This window comes from Falsiroseomonas stagni DSM 19981 (assembly GCF_900114315.1).
Taxonomy (GTDB): domain Bacteria; phylum Pseudomonadota; class Alphaproteobacteria; order Acetobacterales; family Acetobacteraceae; genus Falsiroseomonas; species Falsiroseomonas stagni.
Genome location: NZ_FOSQ01000023.1, coordinates 23,394 through 42,747 on the forward strand (window position 1 = coordinate 23,394; position 19,354 = coordinate 42,747).

Annotated in this window: 16 protein-coding genes; 10 read left to right on the top strand and 6 right to left on the bottom strand. The window is 72.5% G+C overall.

The annotated features are described in order from the left end of the window. Nucleotides 1-65 precede the first annotated feature (65 nt). Genes BM041_RS32000 through BM041_RS28570 form a run of 6 tightly spaced genes read right to left on the bottom strand, consistent with a single transcriptional unit; the run spans nt 66 to nt 9,626 of the window. Nucleotides 66-1,700, bottom strand: a complete 1,635-nt coding sequence (locus BM041_RS32000; RefSeq protein WP_092963325.1) for a caspase family protein — start codon at nt 1,698-1,700, stop codon at nt 66-68. Beyond that, nucleotides 1,697-2,614 (bottom strand): OmpA family protein, encoded by a 918-nt coding sequence (locus BM041_RS28550; RefSeq protein ID WP_175534233.1) that lies wholly within the window; start codon nt 2,612-2,614, stop codon nt 1,697-1,699. The genes BM041_RS32000 and BM041_RS28550 overlap by 4 nt, the downstream gene beginning before the upstream one ends. After that, the gene (locus tag BM041_RS28555) at nt 2,611-4,152 is read right to left on the bottom strand and encodes a trypsin-like serine protease (RefSeq protein WP_092963327.1); all 1,542 of its coding nucleotides are present in this window, start codon (nt 4,150-4,152) and stop codon (nt 2,611-2,613) included. The genes BM041_RS28550 and BM041_RS28555 overlap by 4 nt, the downstream gene beginning before the upstream one ends. Next, complete coding sequence (locus BM041_RS28560; protein WP_092963328.1) at nt 4,130-5,368, bottom strand: serpin family protein; 1,239 nt, start codon at nt 5,366-5,368, stop codon at nt 4,130-4,132. Before BM041_RS28560 ends, BM041_RS28555 begins: the two co-directional genes overlap by 23 nt. Beyond that, the gene (locus tag BM041_RS28565; RefSeq protein ID WP_092963329.1) at nt 5,365-8,475 is read right to left on the bottom strand and encodes a WD40 repeat domain-containing protein; all 3,111 of its coding nucleotides are present in this window, start codon (nt 8,473-8,475) and stop codon (nt 5,365-5,367) included. The genes BM041_RS28560 and BM041_RS28565 overlap by 4 nt, the downstream gene beginning before the upstream one ends. 11 nt (nt 8,476-8,486) lie before the next feature. Continuing rightward, nucleotides 8,487-9,626 (bottom strand): SH3 domain-containing protein, encoded by a 1,140-nt coding sequence (locus BM041_RS28570; RefSeq protein ID WP_217648884.1) that lies wholly within the window; start codon nt 9,624-9,626, stop codon nt 8,487-8,489. A 216-nt stretch (nt 9,627-9,842) separates the two neighbouring features. Here BM041_RS28570 and BM041_RS28575 point away from each other — a divergent pair, with 216 nt between their 5' ends. The 10 genes from BM041_RS28575 (at nt 9,843) to BM041_RS28625 (ending at nt 19,231) form a co-directional block, all read left to right on the top strand. Then, nucleotides 9,843-10,622: a hypothetical protein gene (locus BM041_RS28575; RefSeq protein WP_092963331.1), complete on the top strand. Its 780-nt coding sequence runs from the start codon at nt 9,843-9,845 to the stop codon at nt 10,620-10,622. 79 nt (nt 10,623-10,701) lie between these two features. Continuing rightward, the gene (locus tag BM041_RS28580; protein WP_092963332.1) at nt 10,702-11,442 is read left to right on the top strand and encodes a hypothetical protein; all 741 of its coding nucleotides are present in this window, start codon (nt 10,702-10,704) and stop codon (nt 11,440-11,442) included. Then, nucleotides 11,432-12,016, top strand: coding sequence for a hypothetical protein (locus BM041_RS28585; RefSeq protein WP_092963333.1), 585 nt, complete (start codon nt 11,432-11,434; stop codon nt 12,014-12,016). The genes BM041_RS28580 and BM041_RS28585 overlap by 11 nt, the downstream gene beginning before the upstream one ends. Beyond that, nucleotides 12,013-13,503, top strand: coding sequence for a hypothetical protein (locus BM041_RS28590; protein ID WP_092963334.1), 1,491 nt, complete (start codon nt 12,013-12,015; stop codon nt 13,501-13,503). Before BM041_RS28585 ends, BM041_RS28590 begins: the two co-directional genes overlap by 4 nt. A 29-nt stretch (nt 13,504-13,532) precedes the next feature. Next, a complete protein-coding gene (locus tag BM041_RS28595; protein ID WP_092963335.1) occupies nt 13,533-14,726 on the top strand; it encodes a DUF4384 domain-containing protein in 1,194 nt (397 codons plus the stop codon). Between the two features lie 417 nt (nt 14,727-15,143). After that, nucleotides 15,144-15,323, top strand: a complete 180-nt coding sequence (locus tag BM041_RS28605) for a hypothetical protein (RefSeq protein ID WP_092963336.1) — start codon at nt 15,144-15,146, stop codon at nt 15,321-15,323. A 111-nt stretch (nt 15,324-15,434) separates the two neighbouring features. Further along, nucleotides 15,435-16,562: a hypothetical protein gene (locus BM041_RS28610; RefSeq protein ID WP_175534234.1), complete on the top strand. Its 1,128-nt coding sequence runs from the start codon at nt 15,435-15,437 to the stop codon at nt 16,560-16,562. Nucleotides 16,563-16,759: 197 nt separating this feature from the next. Then, nucleotides 16,760-17,797: a hypothetical protein gene (locus tag BM041_RS28615; RefSeq protein WP_139226223.1), complete on the top strand. Its 1,038-nt coding sequence runs from the start codon at nt 16,760-16,762 to the stop codon at nt 17,795-17,797. A gap of 24 nt (nt 17,798-17,821) precedes the next feature. Then, nucleotides 17,822-18,112, top strand: coding sequence for a hypothetical protein (locus BM041_RS28620; protein WP_092963339.1), 291 nt, complete (start codon nt 17,822-17,824; stop codon nt 18,110-18,112). 36 nt (nt 18,113-18,148) lie between these two features. Beyond that, a complete protein-coding gene (locus tag BM041_RS28625; protein ID WP_092963340.1) occupies nt 18,149-19,231 on the top strand; it encodes an IS5 family transposase in 1,083 nt (360 codons plus the stop codon). The last annotated feature ends 123 nt before the right edge of the window (nt 19,232-19,354 follow it).

The following is a 19,354-nucleotide window of genomic DNA, read 5'->3' on the forward strand; positions in this document are numbered from 1 at the left end:
CCCTTTATGGAGGAGGCGCGAAGGGGGGGGTGGGGCGCCCCGACAGAAAAACTTCCACTTCGTTATCACGCTTCCCGCGTGAAGAGGCCGGTGAGGCCGACGCGCCACGCACCGCCCTCAGCCGCGGCAGCCAGCGCCTCCACCGCGGCAAGCGGCGCGCGCGTGCCGTCGAGCCCGGCGAGCGCCGCGGCGGCATCCTGGAGCGGGCGCTCGGCAGCAAAGGCGATGACGTGGTCGGCCCCGAAGGGCGGCTTGACCTCGATGTCGTCCACGACCAGCCGGCCATCCGGCGGCGTCACCGGGCGTTCGCTGGCGTTTGGGTAGAGGGCCTGCACCGTGCCGTCGCCGGCGAGGTTGAACACCACGAGATTCGGCAGGCGCACACCTTCCAGCATCAGGCGCAGCGGCGTCCGGCGCGGATGCGCGGCGTTGTTGCGGCGCTGCGCGGCGCTGCGGGTCTGCGGGCCGGCGGGTGGGTCGCGCCGCTCGACACGGATCTCGATGGCGCCGGCTGTGACCCAGGCTTGCACCCGCCGCACCGCGCGCTGCCGTGCGACCGCAGCCGGCAGCAGCGGCGGTCCCGCCTCCGCGGAAAGCAAGTCGCCGAGCGGCCCGATAATCTCACGCGCGGCGGGGCGCCAGATCAACTCGGCCTCGGCGGGGTCGGTCGCCAGCACCGCACCTGGCGGCGGTGCGAACCCCGCCGGGGCGATGCCATCGATGTGCAGCCGCAGCGGGGGTTCGGCCGGTTCGCGCAGCGCCGGCGGCCCAGCCGGCGCCCGGCGCAACAGCACCACCGGCGCGCGCGGCCCAAGGACGAAATCCGGCGTCTGCTGTGCCTCCGCCAGCGCCCGTACCGTAGCCAGCGCATGCGCGGCCAGCGCCGGCACCGTGACCTCGCCAGACCGGTCGGCCTGCGCCGCGCCGGAGAGGCCGGTGGCCAGCGCCACGCTCAGCGCCCCGTGTGGACGGTCGCGGTAGATGATCTCCGGCACCTCCTCGGTCTCGAGCCCCGCGGCAAAGAAATGCACATGGGCGAGCGCGTCCTGCGGCGGCTCGGGCGGTGGCGGCGGTTCCGCGGCGAGCGAGTTCAGCAACTGGCTGACGGAATAGCTGCCGGTCAGCGTGCGCACGCGCCGCGACCGCTGCGCGGCGGGCCTGACGCTTCGCGTCAGCGTGCCCGCATGGCAGCAATCCGCGGCGAACACCACGGCAATTCCGCGCCGGCCAAGATCGGCCAACAGCACGTTGATCTCGTTGTCGATCAGCATCTCCCGCGGTGCCTCGCGCTCATGAAAGGGCGCGAACACCAGGAAGTCGTCCATACAGTCCTGCTCCGTGCAGGGCCCGCGCTCATCCATCCGGCTGCCATGGCCGGAGAAGCTGAACCACAGCGTATCGCCCGCGCGGCAGCGGCTGGTGACCTCCGCCCAGGCGCGGTCGAAACCCGCGCGCGTGGCCTGGCGATCAAGCAGCAGGGTCATGCTGGCGGCGAAGGGCCGCAACGCGGCCTCCAGCAGCCGCGCATCGTTGACACAGCCGAGCAGCGGGTCCTTGCGATAGGCGTTGATGCCGACCAGTAGCGCGTGCAGCGCGCCCGCCCGTGCCGGCTGCGCCATCGCGCGCCAGGGCAGGATTGTCGCCGCCCCAAGGGTGGCGATTGCGCCGCGACGGGTCGGCCCGGGTCCAGGCGCGGTCATGGGCGTTGCAGTTCCACCCGGCGCAGCATCTGATGGCGCTGCGCCTCGGTGTAGGCGTCACCGCCCTCGATCGACAGCGGATCGCGCTCGCCGCGTCCTTCGGTTGTGATGCGCTCGGCCGGGTAGCCGCGCTCCGCCAGGAATTCAGCGACCGCACGGGCACGGCATATCGAGAGGCGCAGGTTGTAGTCGTCCGGCCCGACCGGGTCGGTGTGGCCGATCAGCCGGATGGCCGGCATGCCCTCCTCCTTCAGCATCTCCCACATGTCCACCGCGGCGCGCATCCCGCCCGGCGTCATGCCGCAATTGTCGAAGACGAACTGGATGGGCATGGCGACCGCGACGACGACGAAGGAGCGGACGCGGCGTGCGGCGAGGCCGCCTGCCGCGCCGCTGCGCGTCCGCGGCGAGGCCATCGGTTGGTCGGCGAGGAGGCGCGTCTGTTCCGCGCGGCGGAAGATGGAGGCGATGAGCCGCACCGGCACCGGGTCGGCCGCCGGGTCGGAGGCAGCAATGCCGTTCAGTGCCGCCTGGTAATCGAGGCTCGCGGCAGCGTAGTCGATGCGGCCGCCCGGGCCGGGCACTCGCTGCCGGAGGTCGGCGCGCAGCGCCAGGCTCTGCCAGAGATCGGCCTGCGCGATCCCTTCGTTCAGCAGCCGCATTGCCGCCGCCCGGTCGCCCGCGGCGACCGCTGCCTCGGCCGCGGTGTGGAAGCGGGCGGCGGCCAGGCGCCCGGCCCAGTCGCGTTGGCGCGCGCCGCATGCCGTGCCCGCCGCGGTGATGCCCGCGGCCGCGGCCCGCACCTCATCGAGGCTGCGGGCCGCCTGCATGGGCCCGGTCGGGCAGGCAAGCGCTGGTGCGGGGCCGGCAGCCAGGAGGAACAGGGACAGGGCCAGCAGGGCGGACCGCATCATGGCGCGGACACGACCGTGAAGCGGCGGAAACCGATTGCAAGCCGGGTCGGCAGCGCTTCCGGCGCCAGGCTGCGGGCGGCCGAGGCCAGGACGGCAACCTCACGCAGGAAGCCGTCGGCATCCGGGATCGGCGCCAGGTCCAGGTGGCGCCGGGCCAGCCGATCGCTGGCTTCGGAGCGCGGCAGGACGGCCGCGATCACCACCGCCTCACCCAGCGGCGGGCGGACCACCGCGCGGAAGCCATCAGCGGGACCTGGCAGGATCACGATCTGGCCGGGCGCGATGACGGGGCTGGCCTGACCGGCCTGGAAACCCGCCATGCGGCGGTTCGGAAAGAGCTGGACAAGTTGGCCGGCCGGGTCACGGGCAAAGACGAACAGGACGCCGTCCACGCTGCTGACGACCCGGAAGCTGGCCGGCTTGCCGACCTGCAGCCGGTTGCCTTCCCGGATGTCGATGCTGACCTGGCCGACGAGGCCAGGAGGGATGCCTGACTCGGTCTGCCCTGCATTGCAGAATTCCCTCGGCAAGGCCGGGGAGTCCGCCATTGCCCCACCGCAGGGCTGAGGCGGGTGCCGCTGGTCCGGCACCTGGGCCGAAGCCCCCACGGTGGTGGTGAAGTCGGCATCCGGCACGCGCTCGCGGATCCACGCCGCCAGCGCAGCCACGGAGGTGTAGGTCCCGTAGCCCGCGACAGGCGCGCGGCAGGGTGGGCCGAGGCTCACGACACCGATCTGCGCCACGCGCCCTGCCGGTGCCTGCACGAACAGCGGCCCGCCCGAATCCCCCTCGCAGGAATCCGTGGTGCCGCCACGGAAGCCGGCGCAGAGCTGCGAGGGGCCGATCAGCCGCTCGATGTCCGGCACCAGGGCGCGGCGGTGCGCCCGGCATTGCTCGATCGGCACGACCGGGATGGAGCCGCGCAGCAGTGTCTCCGAAGCAGGGCCGCCATGGATGACCTGGCCGAAGCCGATCACCGTCGCGGCCCTGCCCGGGGCTTCGAGCGTGGCGCGGTCGCCGCCGCCGGCCAGCAACTGGCGCGGCCGGGCGCTCGGCTCGCGCAGTTGCAGCAGGGCGATGTCGTGGGGTGCCGCAATCAGGCTGGGGACGCCACTCGGCAGCCGGGCCATGACCGTGTCGTACCGCTCATGCACCAGGATGCGCTCGACCTCGATCAGCCGGACGAGGTCGGGGCGGAGCTGCCGGTGGTCCTCGCGCCCCTCGGCGACGACGAGCGCTGCGGCCGGGACGTCGGTACGGTGCCCGTTCTCGATATCGACGACGCAGTGCGCCGCGGTCAGCACCCAGTGCGGCGCGATCGTCGTCCCGCCGCAGAGATGGGCCCGAGTACTGCCCGCCGTTGCGCCGCGGCGCTGGACACTGATCATGCTCGGGAACTCGCCGCGACCGACCGCGGCACCACCCATGACGCGGAGCCGCTCGATCTCCGGCGTGCGTTCCACGTCGGCGCGAGCCTGCGGGGCGCCCAGCAGGCCGAGGGCGAGCAGGAGGGCTTCAGGCCAGCGTCTGCGACGCATCGCTCACCTGCCCGATGAAGAGCGGCAGCCAGCCGGCGGTCGGCCCTATGGCGAAGATGAAGGGCCGGTCGGCGAGGAATTCCTCCGTCTGCCGCATCCCGCGACTGGCCAGCGCCGCGGTGGCCGCGGCCGCCACGGTGCCTTCCTCGAAGACGCGGATTCGCGTGTGGTGCTGCACTTCCGAGAGCCGGACGGGCCGGCTGATCACGCCGCGCAACTCCCCGGCGAGGCTGCGGCCCGACTCGGCCGCTGCGATGGCCGGCAGGACATCCCCGCCGGCCCTCAGCGTGAAGCGCGGGAGCGTCACCTCCACCTCGACGGCGCGCAGGGCCTGCGCCTGGAGCCAGCGGCCGGGACCGGCGGCCGCCACTCGGGCCAGGAAGGCGGCGCTGTCCTCCACGCGCTCCGCCGCCGCGGCCCAGAAGGCCAGGCGGCCACCCGCATAGGGCAGCCGCAGGATGCGCGCCCCGTCGGCCGTGCCGTGATGGGCGCGCAGGCGCTGGCGCATCATGGGGACCCCGACCGTCGAGCCGTCCAGGCGATGGAACGGCGCCATCTCCGTCGCCTCCTCGCGGAAGGGCGTCTCCCAGCGGCCGGCGAAATGTACCGCGCCCGCCAGGACGAGGTCGGCATCGCGCGGCAGGCGGTCGACAAGCCGCGGGATCTCTCCCTGCGTGGCGCGGGCGCTCCAGGCATTGACCGTCTCCGCTGCCGAGGGAGAGGCGAAGTCGAGCCGCCCGAGCCGGGCGCCACCGGCGCGGCGCACCATGTCCCGCCAGGGCTGTTCGAAGCGACGCGTCTGACGGCACCAGGCGGAGTAGCCGATTGAGATCCTCGCCTCCGGCCCGTTCGCCGCCGTCGCCAGGCCGCGCAGCCGGGCGAGCGCGTCGGCACGCGCATCGATGCGCGCGGGATCGAGGCCGAGGCTGCGCGCGAGGGGCGCCGACTGCCGTGGCGGCGCTCCCAGCGCCAGCAGCGCGAGCGTGCCGTGCAGGTTGAAGGGCGACAGGGCGAAGGACGGCAGGCTGCGGCGCAGACCGAGTTCCGCCAGCAGCCAGTCCCCGAGCTCGGTCACCGCATTGGCCAGCGGTCGCGTCGCAGTGCCTGCCGCCGGCTGAGCGCCCGCTTCGCGCGGTACCGAGGGCAAAGCCGTCGCAAGGATCAACGGCAGCAGGGCGCGGCGGGGGATCGGGCGGGGCGCTGGATCGGTGCTCATGGCCCGATCCTAGTGAGTGCGAAGGGGAGGGGGACCTCACCCGAACTCATCCGGAATGAGACGCGCTGCTCGAGCCCGACCTCCCTCGCCAGGACGGGGACGCGGTTTCGGACGTGAAAGCCGACGGCAAGCTGGTCCACGATCCCTGCCGCGCCACTAGGCCGACGCGGATCCCCGCGCAGCGCTTCCTGGACGGCGACGCTGAAGGGGCTGTTGCGCCGGCCAGCGGCCTGGTCCGCCGCCTCCTGCTGCGCGCTCGCAGCGGCCAGGACGAAGCGGCCGGTCTCGTTCTGCAGCGTGGCGGCGAAGTCCATGTTGAACGCGCCGGCATGACAGGTGTCGAGCAGCAGGATGCTGTTGCGCGCCGGCACCGCCGACCAGAGCGCGACGAGCGTCTGGTCGTCGAGCGCGAAACGGCGTGCATCGTCCAGCGATGTGCCCTCCGGCAGATGCGGGATGAACAGGTAGCGATCGGCCTGGTTGAGGCCGTGGCCGGCGAGGAAGACCACCAGCGTGTCCTGCTCCCGCACCTCACTGCGCAGGCGCTCGAAGGCGCTCGCAATGGACTCGCGGCTTGCCTCCCGGTCGGAGAGAACGGTGGCCTGCACCCGGTCGTAGTCACTCGCGAAGCGTGTCCGGAACTCCGCGGCGACCGTGCGGGCGTCGTTCACCGCGTTGGCCAGGCTGCGGATGCCCTGCGCGGCGGTCGCGGAGTAGTCGTCGACGCCGATGGCAAGAACGTGCAGCACCGGGCGCGATGGCGGCGCGATCTCCGTCACTTGCACCTCGACGATGTCGCTCTGGCCAAAGGCGGCGTTCCCGGCATCGAAGGCGCGGAGGCGAAGCGTGTTCACGCCCGGTTCCAGCCGGACGCGGCGTTCGTAGTTGTGGCCCGGCACTGTCTGGGCCTGCTGGGTCGCCGAGGGGCGGCCGAGGCCACGGGCGGCGGCGGTGCGCCCGACGTTCCGCCCGTTCAGCAGCAGGTCCACCTGCCCGACGCCACCGCCGCGATCCTGGAGGTCGGCCCGCAGGACCACCTCCGTCACCCCGGGGGGCAGCCGCACGGCCGGGGCGGGCTGTGCGGCGACCGGCGTCGCGGCCGCCTGGGGCTGCGGCCGGCCAAGGCCGCGCGTCGTGGCGATCCCACGCGGTCGCTGGCATTCCTCGCCGCCGGCCGCGCTGTAGCAGAGCGCGACAAGCGCCACCTCAGGCGGCGCGACGCGATCCAGCAGGCGCCGGACATCGCCGATCGCCGCGACGCGGGCGGCGAGCGTGGTCTCGTCACCGAAGGAGAGGCGGGCGCGCACCAGGTCGCCAGCGTGGAAGATCCGATGCAACTGCGAGAAGTCCACCCAATCCGCGGCCTCTCCCTCCGTGCGGTTCAGGTGAAAGCCGGCCAGGTCCTGGCCGCCCTCGTCGGCATGGTCGAAGAACCCTTCCGGGGTCCACAGCAGCCAGCGGCGGCGGTCGCTATGGACGAACAGCGCCACGCGCGGCTCCAGCGGCCCGCGCGGGTTGAGGTCGTACCACCGCAGCGTGCCGTCCCCGAGCGCGGCGACGGCCTGCCTTCCGTCGCCGGTGACCGCCACGCCCCATACCGCGGCGGGTGTCACCACCATGGCGCGTGGCGTGCCGTCGGGAAGAAACCAGCGCAGCCCATGATCGGTGCCGAGCAGCAGGCCCGCATCGCCCGGCAGAAGAGCAGCGCTGCGCGCCCGCTCATCGGCTTCCAGAAGGAGGGGCCTGTCGCCGAGCCGGGGCGTGAGGCCATTCACCCAGTCCCGCAGCGGCAGGCTTTGGATCGGCGACGCCGGCGGCGGTTCTGTCGTTGCGATCCCCACCTGCCGGTCGAGCAGGGAGACGCGAAGCCGCGTCGTGCTGCCTGGCTCGGTCGGCAAATCCAGCACCAGGCCGTCGGACGAGACGCGCAGCCCGGCGCGCTCCGTCAAGACACCGAATTCCGTTCGGTCGGGCAGCACGCGCAGATTAGCCGTGCCGAGGCCGCGGAAATCGAGCCGCGCCGGCGCGACGCGCAGCATCTGCCGCCCATCGGCCTGCATCAGCCCCCAGGCCGCGTCACCCGTCGCATAGGCCAGCGCGTCGCTGCGCGGCATGGCGGCCAGGTGCAGGATCGCATCACTGCCCGGCAGCAGCACCGCCTGCGCCGGCTGCGCGGTGTTCGCCCAGCGCAACGCGACAGGCCTCCCGGCAGGGTCGAGCACATGGCCGGCGGCGAACAGCACCTGCCGCCCGGCGGGCCCGGTCCAGGCCACGCTCCGCAGGTGCTGCCGTTCGCGCCCGAGCGCCTGGCCGACCGGCGGCGTGCCGCGTGGCTGCAGGTTCACGGCGTCGAGGAGCCGGACCTCCGGCATGTTGGCGAGCCCCACGGCCAGCAGGCGCCCATCGGCGGAGAAGGCAACCTCACCGGGCAGGCCGCCCTGCGGGAGCCGATGCGACGCCACCTCCCGTAGCGCCGGGGAGAACAGCCGCACCATGCCATCGCCCGAAGCGACGGCGAGATGCCCATTGGGCGCGAAAGCGAGGCCGAGGACACCGCCGCGGATGCCGAGATCGGGATAACGGTCAAGGCTGCGTTGGCGCAGGTCCACCACCGCGATCCCGGCGTCCCGCGTGAAGCCGATCGCGATGCGCTGGCCGTCCGGCGAATGGGTCAGGGCCGTGATCGTCGCGCCCACGCCCGTCGGCAACCGCCGCATCCGCCCGGTCGCGATGTTGAACACATAGACCAGCGCCTGCTGCCCCCAGGCGGCGCCGGTACTGCCGCCGACCCAGGCCGTCTCGCCATCCGGCGCGACACTCGCAGCGAGGAGCACGCCCTCGTCGCCGCTGGCGATCGGGGGACGAAAGGTACGCAGCAGCGCACCATCGGCCGACCAGACCCGCGCGGTCTTGTCACGCGAGACGGTCAGGAGGCGCTGGCCGTCCGATAGCGGCAATGCCCGCAGCACGGGCGCGACATGCGCGCCAACCTCGACGCGCAGGAACGGCGCCTGCGGCGGCCCGGGCTGCTGCGGCGTCGCCGGCTGGGCAAGCGCCAGGCCCGGCGCCAGCAGGCACCAGGCGAGCGCCAGCAGGACGCGCCACATTCGTCGCGCCCTTAGAGATCGATGGCCATACGCCGCCCTTCCGCCTCGAGCGCGTTCGCGCTTTGCGCGAAGGAATCGCGCGCCGCGACGGCGGTCACCGTCGCCTGCAGGACGTCGCGCCCGGAACTGTCCACTTCGGCGGGTCGAAGCGCCGTTGCCCGCACGAAGTTCTTCTGCTGGCCTTGGTCCACCACCAGCCAGCCCGGCATGGCGCCGACCACGCGATAGGGGCTGCCGCCACCGACCCGGCCGACCTCGGCGGCGTCATCCTGTGCGGCGGTGCGGATGCTCTGCTCCGACGTGCCCCGGAATTCGCGACCCGCCGCTTCCCGCGCCACGGCGCTGGCGCGGACGAAGCCCGCGCGGCCATTCGGCAGCGTCACCCGCAGCCACTGCCCATCGCGCGCAACGACGCGCAGCGGCTGGCCCGGGCGCAACTCCGCCACGTCATTCGCCGTGTCGGACGCCGCGGACTTCACCTTGGTCTGCCAAGCGGCGATGCCGCCGAACGGACGGAAGGCGGTCTCCGCCTCAAGCCCCACGCCGTTGATATGGCGGCTCGAATCCGCAAGGGCCTTGGAGTCGCGTTCCAGTTCGCTGTCGAAGGCCCGGACGAGGCGCGCGTCATCCTCGAGCCAGCCGCGGATCTCCTGAAGGCGACGCTGCCCTTCCTCCCGCGGCAGGCGGCCGGCGCGAACATCGGCGCGCAAGGTCTGCGCCTGCTGCCGGCGGCATTCCGTCAGCCGTTCCACGGCAAGCTGCGCGCCGGTGACGCGGAAGCCGAAGCCGTTGACCGACACCGCCTGGCGCAGCAGCGCCTCGCGCCGCTGCTCCTCCTGCATCTGGCGGAAATTGGCCTGGATGAGGGTCGCCGCGATGCCGACTCCCGCCACGGTGGCGCCCGCGACGAGCCCCTGCCGCATGTTGCCGGTCACCAAGCCTACACCGACGCCTACCGCGACGCCGAGGCCGGCAGCCGCGAGGGCCTGGCCCGTCACCTGGTCGCTGTCCGGCGCCGAGGAGCGGAACGCTGCGCGATGCACCGAGCATCCATCATGCGGCGCGTCCGTGACCTGCACATCCGACCGCGGCGCGGTGACGCAGCCGCCAAGCAGCGGCAGGGCCAGGACCATGGCGAGCGCAGGGCGCAAGGGGCGGGTTGATGTCATCGGGGCCTGCCTCACCAGATCCGCATCGCATTTTGGCAATGAGAATCGTTAACGGAACGTTCCACTTTTAATGAGGCATTATCGCTGCGGCAAGCCGGAAATCTCCATCCCCTTCCATCAAGCCCCCCCCCTCCCGGGTCCTGTAAACCGGGCGCAGCAGCCGGACCCCCGGCTGGTAACCGGAAGAAAGGCTGATCGATGAACCTCATGCCAGGCGGGCCGTTGCGCGCTCTTGCGAAGGTCGTCCTGCTCGGCGGCGTAGCGCTCGGCGCCGCCTGCCTCGTGGTGCCGGGGCCGGTGACAGGCGCGCTCGCCGAACTGCGCGACCGGCTCGGCTGGTCGGAGGCGGCCTGCCAGGCCGCGCCCTCCGCCTGCCTGGCGGATCGCAGCGCTGCCCTGGCACGCCGCCAGGCCGAGTTGCGCGAAGCGCGCGTCATCATCGAGCAGGGGCTGAGCGCGATTGAGTCAGAGGAGGCCCGGCTGCGCAATCTGCTCGACGCCAATCTCGGCCAGCAGGCACTGCTGCGCCAGCGCATCGCGGAGGTGGCCCGGAGCGGCATCGAGCGGGTGTCTTTCGTGGGCCGCTGGCTCAGCATGGCGGATGTCGAGCAGCAGGCCGGCTCTCTGGTGGCCGAGCAGGCGCTGTTCGAGGAGACGCTGCTTCGCCAGTTGCCGCCGCGCCGGGAAGCGCTGAACCGCGCCCGGCAGGAGACGATGCTGACCGACAGCCGCATCGCCTCGACCCTTGCGACGCTGGAGGCGGAGCGCGCCCTGCTGGCTGCCGGCCGCCCGATCCAGCTGGCCGGCCCGCTACTGGCCTCCCTGTCCGGCGCCGAGCGCTGGGTGAACGGCGCGGTGGGTAACGTGCGCACCACACTCGAACTGGCGCGCGGCCAGCGCGCGTCCGGGCCCGGCCAGGGGGCCGCCCCGGCCTTCGACTTCCAGTCCTGGCGCAGCGCCGGGTTGAGCGGCAGTTGATGGGGGCGGCCTGATTGCGCATCCTTAACGAAGCGGTGGCGGCCGGCCTGGCCGCCGCGACGGCTGGAGAGGGGAGCCCATGGCGGAAGAGCGGAGCGAGCGGGACGAACGGGCACGGCGGGCCGACATCCGCCAGGCGCTCGAGGCAATGCGCGGCACGCCCGGCTTCACGCGGCTTGTCCAGGGGATCCGCTCGCGCCAGGCGGCCGCGCTGAATGCGGAACCCGATCTTGGCCTGGTGCTGGCGACACTCCACCTGTTGGGCGGCACGGCGGATGGCATGGTCTTCGCGACACGCGCCGAGGAACTGCGGGCGCGCTTCGGCCGGCCGTACGAAGCCTTCACCCAAGGCAGCGATACCGCCCAGCTGCGCGCCGCGCTCGGCCTTGACGAGGCAGCGCTGCGCGATCTGCTCGGCATGGCGCTGCAGGTGCTGAACCGCATCACGGAGGCGGCGGTGCTCGCCTCCGTCGCCGGCTTCCGCCCGCCCGACCCGACGACGCAGGAGGCGGCCGCGGCGGCACTTGGCGACCGCATGGACGCGCTGACGGTAAGGGAGACGGCGATCCTGCTGCATGCCCGCAGCGACGCCCGCCCCTATGTCAGGGACGACCGCACGGCGGAAGTCATGCGGCTGCTGCACCCCGATGCGGCCCGACGGCTGCTGCACCGGGACAAGCTCGCCGCGCTGCTCGGCCTCGACGCCCGCGGCTTCCTGGCGGAGGCGTCGCGCCTCTCCCTGCTCTGGCTTCAAATGATTACCGACATCCGGCGCGAGTTCCGCGCCACACCCTTCGGAGACGAAGACGATGAACACTGACGCCGAGGCAAAGGACGGGGCTGACCCGGACGAGGCCTTGCTCGAGCGACTGCTGATGCTGCAGGCGGACGATGCCCCGCAGGTGGCACCGATCGCGCCTGCCCGCATGGCCGCGATCGCCACGGCGCCCGGATCGATGACCGCGGAGGAGCGCGCGGTGCTCCTGCTCTCTCCCGCCTCACGCCACGCCTTCGTCGAGGCTGGCCGCGCCGCAGCAGGGCGGATGGCTTCGAACGACAATCTGTTCTTCCGTGCCGCCGGGCTCGCCGCATCGGATGGCGGAAGCACCGGGTTCGAAATCCGGGTGGAAGGCTGGGCGTCTCTGACCGTGCGGCCGGGCCCTGCTGCCGTCGCGTCATTCCTGCTGGCGCTGACGCTCGATCCGGCTGTGCCGGGCGGGCGGGCGGGACGGCACGTGGCGGTGAGGAGCGAGCAGACCGGCCTCGTCTGGCTCTCCGGCATCACGGACGCCGAGGGCTGCCTCCGCGCGCCCTGGAGCCACGGTGCAGGCACGCCGCCGAGGCTGGGCGGGGAGCAGGATTTGCGGTTGCAGTTGGACGATCGCATGCCGTGACCGACAGCATCCCGATCGGCATCCCTGTTGTCCCAGAGGCTGGGTCCGGCTCCGGCAGCCTGCGCCGCTACGTCTTCTGGCTGCTGCCGGAGGCCGATACCGCGCGGGTGCAGCCTTACGGGCTGGATGATGGCCAAGCGACGCCGATCCGGGAGTCGGGCACCCTGGTGATCGGGGCGCTGCCAGGAAAGCTGCCGGGGCTTTCGAGCCAGGCGGTCGGGGTCGCGCTGCAGGACCCCGGCGGCGGGGCCGTGCTCGGGGTGAGCGGCCGGAGCAGCATGCTGGCCGGCGCGCTCGGCTTCCTGGCCGCGCATCTGCTGCCGCCGGAACGATGGGCGACGTTGCCGCCGCTGATCGCGACCGGCCGGATCGAGCCGGTCCCGGCGCGCGCAGGATCGCCGCTCACGGGGCTCGCCGTGCGGGCTGTGGATGGTGTGCCGGGCAAGCTTGCCGCCATCCAGGCGGCAGCGCCGCCGCCGGGCCTCCTGCTGCTGCCGGCCGAGGATCATCCTGCGGACGCCGCGCGCGCCGCGGAAATTCACAGGTTGATCGGCGCCCTCACCCGCACCGGGCATGAGGTGCGGCGGGTGCGCAGCCTGGACGAGGCGCTGGTCGCATGGATGCCGGAACTGGCTGGCACATCGGGTCCCATCGCCGCCGGTGCCGGGATGGCCGGGCCGCCGCGGCGGCCCTGGCGCTGGGTCGCCGGCCTCGCCGCCGCCGCCGCTGGCGCCTTGTTCGTCCCGGCGGCGCTGCAGTCGTGGCGCAACGACGGCGCCTCTGTCGAGGCAGCCTTGCTGGCGCAGCGCATCGTGGCGGACCCCGAGGGCCTTTGCGCGTCCCTCCCTTCGCTGCAGCGCGCGGGCGGCGATGCGGCCTTGCGTGCGCAGGCGGTCTGCGCGGCGCTTGCGCGGTGTGACGCTGCCGCCGGCCATCGGCTCGACCCCGATCGCCGTGCCGCCGGGCTGACCGGTGGGATCAGTGGCCCCTTCCTGGCCGTGCCGGAGCGTGCGGCGGCCGCCCGTGACGCCTGCAAGGCCGCGGTGGAACTGGCGCCGCAGGCCGCCAAGGCGCGGTGGCACCTCTCTCGCGCACTGGAAGCGCAGCAGGACGAGACGGCTGCTCAGCGCGAGCGGGCCCTGGCCGCGGAGCGTGGTGAACCGATGTCCCGGCTGCGCCTCGCGCAGGAGGCACTGCTGGCGCGCGACAGCGCGCCGGCAGGGCGCGAGCAACTCGCCCTGCTCGTCCGCCGCCCCCAACCGCCGCCTGAGGCGGTGCAGTGGCTAGCTGTGGCCCGCCTCTGCGGCATCGGCGGCGCGTCGGACCCCGCCGGTGCCCTGTCGCTCACACCGCTGCTGCGCGAGATGGCCCGGCGCTTCGCGGAGGATGCCGAGTTCCCGAACGCCGCCCTCGGCCTTGCCGAGTTGCTGGAGCGCCCAGGCGCCATGACGGTCCCACCCGGCCTCTGCCCGATGACACCCGCTTGATCCCCCACGTCCTGAAGACGGAGAGCGATATGACCCGTCCCCTGCTCACCCGACGCAGCGTCGCCGGCATGGCGCTGGTCGCAGCGGGATCGCGCCTGGCATCGGCTCAACCCGTGGGCAGCCCCCGATCGCTCGGTGGCGTCGTCGGGGAGTTCGACCGCGCGACGCCACCACCGCTTTTCCTGACACGGAGCATGCGGCCCGAGGTGCTGGAACTGGTGCCGCCGCATGACCCGGGCCCTCAACCCTTCCCCGGCCAGGTTCATGCCTGGCTGGATCGGGCGGAGCGGCGCTATGCGCTCGGCGACCTTGCCCAGATCGGCGTCGAGACGACGGCCCCGGGCTATGTGCAGATCGTCGGCATCTCCGCCACGGGCCGCCCCGAGTGGCTGTTCCCGCCTGATTCGCTGCCTGGCGACCGCCGCGGCATGCCGCAGGATCCGGCGGAGGTTGCCGCAGGATCGCCGCTGATGTTTCCGCGGCCCGGCATCGACAACTTCACCCTCCGCCTGCGGGAACCGGCGGGCGAAGCGATGGTCTTCGTCATCGTCACCAGCCAGCCCTTCACCAGATCGCTCCGCGACCGTGTCGTGCAGCGGATCGGTGCGACGGCTAGCGCGACGGAGGCGAACCGCCTGCTTCCACAGGAACTCGCCACCATCGCGCGCGAGATGCCGGCGCTACGGCTGACCCACCACGGCGTTCCCTACGTTACTGAGGCGCGCGAGGTAGGGGTACGGGCCGTCGGCGCAGCACTCGACTGGGTCCGCCCGACCCCCGGGGCCGGGCGCATGCTGGCGGTGCTCGGCGATCGGCGGGTCTTCAGGGCGGGTGAACGACTGATGCTGCGCCTGCGCGCCGAGGAGCCCTGCCAGGTCACCGTGCTCGCACTCGGGCAGGGCGGCATGATCGACATGCTGCTGCCTAACCTGCGGCAGCCCGGCATGCTGGCAGCCGGGCAGGAACTCACGCTGCCGCCCGGCGGATCGGATCTGCGGCTTCGCCTCCGAGGCCCTCGTGCCGCCCCGTCGGAGGATGAGCGGATCCTTGCCATCAGCCAGCCGCTCGGGAGACCGCCGGTGCTGTCCGTGCCACCGGAGAGCGGGCAGGCGACGCGGACCATCGCCCCGGACAGCGCTGCGGCGCAGAATCTGGCGGCTGCGCTTCGTGGCGGCCAGGGGCGGCTCGTCGTGGCGGATTGGACCTATCAGGTCAGCACCTGAGGGGGCGGTGATGGTCGCGCCGTAGGATGATGATTGCCACGTTCACATGGCGGCTACACGGGACACGACCAACGGCAGCGTCAGCAGCATGCTGCGCTGCTCTGGCGACACGGTCAGGCGGTGTGGAAGAACCTGATCCATAGACGGATTGCGGCGAGGGTGGCGAAGCCAAGGAAGCTGTCGGGGGTCTGCTCGTAGCGGGTGGCGACGCGGCGGCTGTTGTTGAAGCGGATGATGCAGCACTCGATAGGGCAGCGGAGCGCGTAGAGCGGGCGGCTGGCGCGGTGTCGGATGTGCCCGCCTCGATTCTTAACATAGCGTTAATAATGCGATTACGTATTGAAATCCCGTCATCGCACGGTCTCAATCGATCGGTGAACGCGCGGCGGCCGTCGCCCGCGAAAAGAGCAGGCAGCGATGCCGATGCCACTGCCGCGTGCCATCGGCATCCCCGAAGGCCCGCCGCTTTCGCGGCGCCACCTCTTCAACCTCGCTGGCCTGCTGGCCGCGCCGCCCATCGCCTTCCCAGCCGCCGGCGCAGCGGCGCCGCAACCGGTCACGCGGTCGTCGCCGCTGCTGGTGTTCGGCGGGCTCTAGGCCGATCTGGCGCGGCGGCCCAGCCCCGAAGCCGCGCGCTGGTCGGGCGCTGTGCTCGACCTCTGCGCCGCGCTGCACGCCGCGGGAATCGCGCCGGCCGCCGCGCTCGATGTGGGCGACAGCCTCACCGGCACGGCGCCATCCTGGCAGGATGGCGGGCAGGTCGTCGCACAGGTCCTCGGGGCGCTCGCGCCGACCCTGCACGTGCCGCACCAGGACCTGCTGCGGAACGATGATGCGCTGGCCGTCTCCTGGCGTTTCTCGTCGCCCGACCTGGTCGCCGTGCCGCCCCCGCCAGGGATGAGGCCGGCGATCGGGGCGCTGAGCCTTGCCTCCCCGATCATCCTTGCGCTCCTGTCGAGGGGCGAGGCAGACGCCACCGCGCCCGCTGAAGCCCTGGCCGCCAGCATCAGCGCCGCCGGCCGGCAGTTGCGCGCGGAAGGCGCGTCGCTTCTGGCCCTCGTGCTGCGGCGCAACCTCCCGGAAGGGCTCACCATCGATCGGCTGGACGCTGACCTGATCGTCACGCCCTCCGCCAGCGTGCGCGATGCGACCGCGATCCGGCTCCCGCGTCAGCGGTGGTTGCTCCGGGTGCCGGCCGGCCGGCCCTTCGCGCTTCTCCTGCCGCTGGAAGCCGGTCGCCTGGCTTTCGGCGGGCCTCGGCCCATCGCGCTTCGCCAGGGCGGCGCGAGCCAGGCGATTGCGCCGCACCTGACGACATTGCTGGCGAGGGCCGCGGATTCCTGCTCGGCGGACGCGATGCTGGCACCAGCCTGCACGGCGCCGCTCACGGGGAGCGTGGCGGAGGAGGTCCTCCGCCGGACGGGCGCCGATGTGGCGCTGTGGCTGCCAACCAGGCCGCTGCCCGATGCACGGGATCATGCTGCGACGCTCTCGGACCTCCCTGGCGGACCCGCGACGCGGGTCACGGTGCAGACACTCATGGGCATCGACCTCGTGGCCGCAGCAGCCTCAGCGCCGGCGCTCTGCGCACCGTTCGACCATTTGCTGCCGGCCCCGGTGCAGCGGCTCGGCCTGGATCTGGATGCAGCAGGGGAGTGGTGCCTGACTAGGCGGGGAGAAGCCGTGCGGCCGACATCATCCTACCGACTGGCGCGCTGGGGCCTGCCCGGCGCGCCGCCCGGCGGATGCGAACTCGCCGCGCTGCTCGCCGGACTCGCGCCGGCGCTTGGCGCAGCCTGTCCGGAAGAGACGATCTTGGGGGATCGAGAGGCATGACGAATCAATCGGACGCGCCAGTGAACGCGCGAACGGGGCACACAGCGTGGCGGCACGGCGCGCACGCGGCGCTGGCTGGCCTTTGCCTCACGCTGCTCGGCGCCTGTGCGGGGCGGGAAGCATCGCCGGCCGACCTGAATGGTGCGCTCACCTACCTGCCCTCCCCCGGCGGAAGCGCCATCGCCGTCGTCCCGGGCATGCGGCTGCGCATGACAATGACCAGCCTGTCCGACGCGGGCAGGAACCCGCGGCCGCCCCAACTGGCCCGCATCGACTGGACCATCCCGGCCGCGGATGGCTGGACGGCGGCCGACATGCAGGTCGTCCTTGCGCTGCTCCAGCAGGCGGAACTGCGCGACGAGGTACCGGGCGTCCCGGTGCCGCAGGATTTCACGCGGTGGACCCATCAGCGCGGCGAGGCAGTGCGGGAGGAGCCATGCGGGGAGCAGGCGTGGCGCTGCGCCGCCACCTTCGAGCGGCGGCTCGGCGCCCAGGTCTTCGCCCCGATCGCCGCGACGATGAGCATCGTCCTCGCGCTGACGAACGAAGAGGAACTGCCGCCAACCGACCAGCGCGTGGAATGGATCCGGTCGGTAGCCTGCCGCCTGCTGCCGGGCCACGTCGCCGACATCGACGCAAATGCGCCCGCGCGCCGTCAACTCGAATTCATGGCTTGGGGAACGGCGGCATCAGGCCCACCGACGCTGCCTGTCCGGACCTTCGGCTGGACAGGCGCGATCGGAACCGATGACCTCGGCCTGGCGCAGCGCGTGCCCGGCGGGCGCAACGCCACGGCCGTGCCAACCGGCGCGCTGGAGGGGCGGGGCTGGATCGAGTTGCTGATCCCGGTCCGCGTCGCCGGAGAATCGCAGCCGCGCTTCGTCAGCCCGTGCACGACGCTGCGCGAGGTGGAGAGCGCGGTCGGCATGCCGATCGCCGCGATCCGCCGCGACAGCCAGTACCAGCCCACCGGCGGCGGTGGCCTGCTCTCGCCCCCGGACTCGGCCTACCGCGCCACGGACGGGGCCTTCGCCATCCTGCTGCAGCCCGCGGTGCCGCGGCTGGGCACCATGGCCGAATGGCCGGCGGACCAGCCCGTCGTCATGGCCGCGGACAGGGCCGACGCGGACGCGATCCTGCTCGCGCCGGGCGACCTGCTCGTGCCCGGGGTCGCGCCGCAGCCGGGCGGCGGGCGCCGCCTGACGGATCCCGCGCGCGTCCGCGGCTGGGACTGAGCCAGGCGGGGAAGGAAGCAGCGAATGGCCGACGCGGTGCATCTGCTGGGCCTCGACTGGCCCGTCCGCGGCGACGGGACGCTCAACCCGCCAACCGTCGCTGGCCTTTCGGTCCAGGTCACCGAGGCGCGGCTGACCGAAACCGCCGCGGGGCAACGCGCCACGGCCGCGCTGCGCATCGCCGCGCAGCTTTCCACCGCGCTGGCGGAGATAAGGATCGCCGGAACGCTCTCGCTGCGGCGCTCTGCCGGCAGCGATCTGTGGCAACTCGCGCCTAACAGGCTGAGGAAATTCGGCTGTTCAGAACGGCTGTGACCTGATTCGCTGTATCGGGCGGGGGTGGGTCGGGCGATGCGTGGTTCGGATCGGCAGACGGGGTCGATGTTCAGCTATGTGAGCCCGGAGGCGCTGGTGCCGCCGGATTACCCGCTGCGGGCAATTCGGGTGCTGGTGAATGCGGCGCTGGAGCGGCTGTCCGGGGATTTCGATGCGCTCTACGCCGCCGGCGGGCGGGACTCGATCGCGCCGGAGAAGCTGCTGCGAGCACTGCTGTTGCAGGCCTTCTACTCGGTGCGGTCCGAGCGCCGGCTGATGGAACAGGTGACCTACAACATGCTGTTTCGCTGGTTCATCGGGCTGTCGATGGACGCGCCGGTGTGGGACGTGACGGTGTTCACGAAGAACCGGGACCGGCTGCTGCGGGGCGAGGTGGCGGCCAAGTTCTTCGCGGCCGTGCTGGCCGACCCGCAGGTGAAGCCGCTGCTGTCGTCGGAGCATTTCTCCGTGGATGGCACGCTGATCGAGGCCTGGGCCTCGATGAAGAGCTTCCGGCCGAAGGATGGCTCCGGCGCGCCGCCCGGCCCTGGCCGCAACGGCGAGCGTGACTTCCACGGCGAGAAGCGCAGCAACGAGACCCACGCCTCGAAGACTGATCCCGATGCGCGGCTGGCGCGGAAGTCGAACGGGCAGGCATCGAAGCTCTGCTATGCCGGGCATGTGGTCATGGAGAACCGGCACGGCCTGGTGGTGGCGGCCACCACGACACGGGCGACCGGGACCGCCGAGCGGGATGCGGGCAAGACCATGATGGCGGGGCTGGATCGCGCGCCGCGCAGCACGCTGGGCGCGGACAAGAACTACGACACCAGGGATTTCGTGGCGGCCATGCGCGACCTTGGGGTGACGCCGCATGTGGCGCAGCACACCAACGGCCGGCGCTCGGCGATTGACGGGCGAACCACGCGCCACCCCGGCTACGCGGTCAGCCAGCGCATCCGCAAGCGGATCGAGGAGGTATTCGGCTGGGGCAAGGAGATCGGTGGCATGCGCCGGACGCTGCTACGAGGCCTTGAGCGGGTCGGATGGAGCTTCACGCTGAGGGTGGCGGCCTACAACCTGATCCGCCTGCCAAAGCTCCTGGCGGCACCTGCCTGACAGCCGCCGGACGAAGGCCGCATACCATAGTTTGCGGCAGATAGCCGCCACGAACCCAGCGTCGCGGCTCCGCTCGCGCTACCCAACCGCCACCACAACGACGACAACTCAGGCCCGTAGCGG